The 3,060-nt window shown below is 59.0% G+C and carries 3 protein-coding genes; 1 reads left to right on the forward strand and 2 read right to left on the reverse strand.

Annotation, left to right across the window (positions count from 1 at the left end; all coding sequences use genetic code 11):
• Positions 1-1,238: M16 family metallopeptidase (locus ACH2EH_RS21790; RefSeq protein WP_395145047.1), on the reverse strand; the 1,238-nt coding region annotated here is incomplete at its 3' end.
• 104 nt (positions 1,239-1,342) lie between these two features.
• Here ACH2EH_RS21790 and rodA point away from each other — a divergent pair.
• Positions 1,343-2,506: a rod shape-determining protein RodA gene (gene rodA / locus ACH2EH_RS21795; RefSeq protein ID WP_395145049.1), complete on the forward strand. Its 1,164-nt coding sequence runs from the start codon at positions 1,343-1,345 to the stop codon at positions 2,504-2,506.
• A gap of 8 nt (positions 2,507-2,514) precedes the next feature.
• Here rodA and ACH2EH_RS21800 read toward each other — a convergent pair.
• Positions 2,515-3,060, reverse strand: a 546-nt coding sequence (locus ACH2EH_RS21800; RefSeq protein WP_395145051.1) for an Ig domain-containing protein, incomplete at its 5' end; no start/stop codon positions are given.

Genomic DNA, 3,060 nt, shown 5'->3' on the forward strand with positions numbered 1-3,060 from the left:
CGAACCAGAGGGAGCTGTCTCTCTAGCTCCTCCTCCAACCCAGGTGCATCCAGAGCATCATGAACCGTCAGCCGGTGCGCAAGTCCATCAACACTCGCACTCTCCGTCACCACCCGCCCTCGTACAGCCCGTCGTCCTGCCTCTAGCTCCTCGGCGCTAAAACCATCTTCGAAGATGCGGCGCAGCTCATCCAACAACGCCGTCTCCAGCCGCCGTGCATCTTTGGGCAGCCCCGTGACAGCAATCGTGAAGAGCCCCCCACAGCGCTGGGGAGTCAGCTCAGCACGTACCCGAAGCGCCACCCCTTGCTTACGCACCAGTGCCACTCCCAGCCGCCCTTCGTCGCCCCGGGCCAGAGTCTCCACCAGCACCGACAGCGCTGCCGACGAGTTCACATCGGCGGCGGGAGGAACACTCCAGGCACACACCAGAGTGGTCACTCCTCTCCTAGTGGCATCGCTCTCCTCAGCAGCACGCCGCCCTAGCCCATCGCGCGTGGGTGGCACCAAAAGCACCTGTCGCAGAGGGCGCACGACGGGCGCTGCCTTCGGTCCGGCAAAGAGCCGTGTCGCCACGGCCTCAACCTCCGCCGCAACAACCGGCCCCACCACACACAGAGTCATCCGCGCGGGGCGATAGCAGGCAATGTGCACGGCAGTCAGATCCTCGGCAGTCAGCCGACTGACAATAGGCCACTCGCCAAAGAGAGGGGCTGCGTAGGGCTCCCCCGGAAAATAAAGAACTTTTGTCGCCGCAGCGATCCCCGTACGGAGCGGATCCACACGCTCCAGTGCCATCTCGGCCTGCACAACTTTTTTCTCCGCCTCAATATCAGCAGGCCGAAAGGCAGGGCGCAAAGTGAGCTCCGCCAGCGCTCTCAGCAATGCCTGCCAACTCTCAGAGGCTACCGTCGCCTCAAAGAACGTGGCGTCCCGGAGCGTACGTGCAGCGACCTCGCCTCCGAGATTCTCGGTTTCAAGATCCACAGCCCCCGGCAGCTTTCCCTCGGAGCCCTTAAACACAAGATGCTCAATAAAGTGCAGCGTCCCACTGCGAGAGCGCTCTTCATCGCCACTGCCCACGCGCACGGCCAGACTAACCCCAACCAGTGCAGCCTCGGGGCGCTCGACTACAATCAGACGCAAGCCAGAAGGCAGAACACGCCGCAGAGGCGTGCCCGGTAAAACTACGGTTTTTTCGGCCTTAGCTTTGTCCTGTTTGTTCTGTGCGGTAGCCACAAATGGCGGTATAATTGTATGAGCGCCAATGGCTGTGAGAAAGTGACGACGGTTCACTCGTACTGATTCACCACAGTCGCGGCAAACTCCTGCCTGAGCCTGCCATGATTGAAGTCCTCCGAAGCCTGATTGAGCCCCGTCACCGTAAAAATATAGACTGGGTCGTGATTCTTTGTGTGGTACTGCTTATGTGTGCCAGTGTCGCCACAATCTATTCGGCATCCGCAGGCCATGCGAAGGAGCTGACCCAGGCAAACTCCATTGGTCTCAAGCAAGCCCTCCGTCAAGGCATCTTCGATCTTTTGGGCCTAGGAATTCTTGCCTATGTTGCCACCCGCGACTATGTGGGGATGCAGCGTCATGCTAGCATCTTCTACTGGTGCAATATTGCCCTGCTTTTGCTGGTGAAAGTATTCGGGAAGGAGAAGAAGGGAGCAGCCCGCTGGATTGATATCGGCTCATTTCAGTTCCAGCCCTCGGAGCTGACTAAGATTGTCATTATCTTAACCCTGGCAACTTTTCTGGTGCGGGTGGGGCCACGCATCAAAGAGTTCCCTATCTTTTGCCAGTCGCTCTTGCATATCATGCCCGCGATGCTTCTAATTAAGATGCAGCCCGACCTGGGAACAGCCCTCGTTGTAGGGGCGATCTGGCTGGGAATGGTGTTTCTAGCGGGAGCCGACTGGAAGCACTTAACGGCGATCTTGCTGGCAGGGGTGGCTTTATTTGGCTTTGCCTGGAAGACCGGCAAGGGGCTAGAGGACTACCAACGCAACCGCATCGTCGTACTGTTCATGTCACGGGAGAACATGACCCGTGAGCAGCGCGATATGGCCTACCAGGGGGATCAGGGAGTTGTGGCGATCGGTGGGGGACTGGTGACTGGCCAGGGCTTCCGGCAAGGCTTACAGACGGGTGGGGGCTTTGTTCCGGACAACTGGACGGACTTCGCTTTCTCCGCCTTTGCCGAAGAGACCGGCTTTGTCGGCTGTGTGGCGCTCCTGGCGGTCTATCTGCTCTTGCTCGCACGGGGACTCATTTGTATCGTTGAAAGTGAAGACACGTTCGGGCGGCTTATTGTTGGAGGCGTGATTACCTATATCGGCTTCCATGTTATCGTCAATGTCGCGATGAACTGCGCGTTTGCTCCGGTTGTTGGCGTCCCCTTACCCCTCTTCAGCTACGGCGGCTCGGCGGCGTGGACAAACTGCGCCGCCATCGGTTTGCTACTCTCCGTTCGTATGCGCCGCCGTAGGCTTCAGTTCTAGGGACAGTTTTAGACCCCGCCACTCACCGTCACACTGGCACTGCCGGACTTGCCCGTTGCGGTGTGCGTGAAGGTGATGAGCACGGGACTGCTCGTGATCGCCAGCCCCTTGATCTTCCCACTTACGTCCACCGATACCTGTGTCGGCTGACTTGATGACCAGGTGCCTGCCTCTAGGGGCAAAATTGTGCCGGAGCTGTCTTTCAGAATCGCCTGAAGGGTCGTCTCCTGATTGACTGTCAGCGAGGCGCTCGTCGGGTTGAGCGTGACACTGTTTACCGTAGCCGCACTGACCGTGACACTCGCGGTTCCCGCCTTGCCACTCGCCGTGTGTGTGAAGGTAATCGTGGTCGAGCCCACCTTGAGCGCGGTGAGTTTCCCAACACTATCCACACTTGCCACAGTTGCATCGCTAGAGAACCAAGTGCCAGGGCCAGAAGGCAGCGCCCCATTGGATGCATCCCGCAAGGTCGCCGTGAGTGTCTTGGTCTGAGCCACTGTCATTGGGTTGGTGGTCGGAGTGACATCCACATGATCCACAGTTCCCGTGACCGC

The sequence above is a fragment of the Armatimonas sp. genome, assembly GCF_043760365.1.
Classification (GTDB): domain Bacteria; phylum Armatimonadota; class Armatimonadia; order Armatimonadales; family Armatimonadaceae; genus Armatimonas.

What these genes read in the sequence shown, in the direction of transcription:
- rodA (WP_395145049.1), top strand. Translation starts at nt 1,343, where the DNA reads ATGATTGAAGTCCTCCGAAGCCTGATTGAGCCCCGTCACCGTAAAAAT.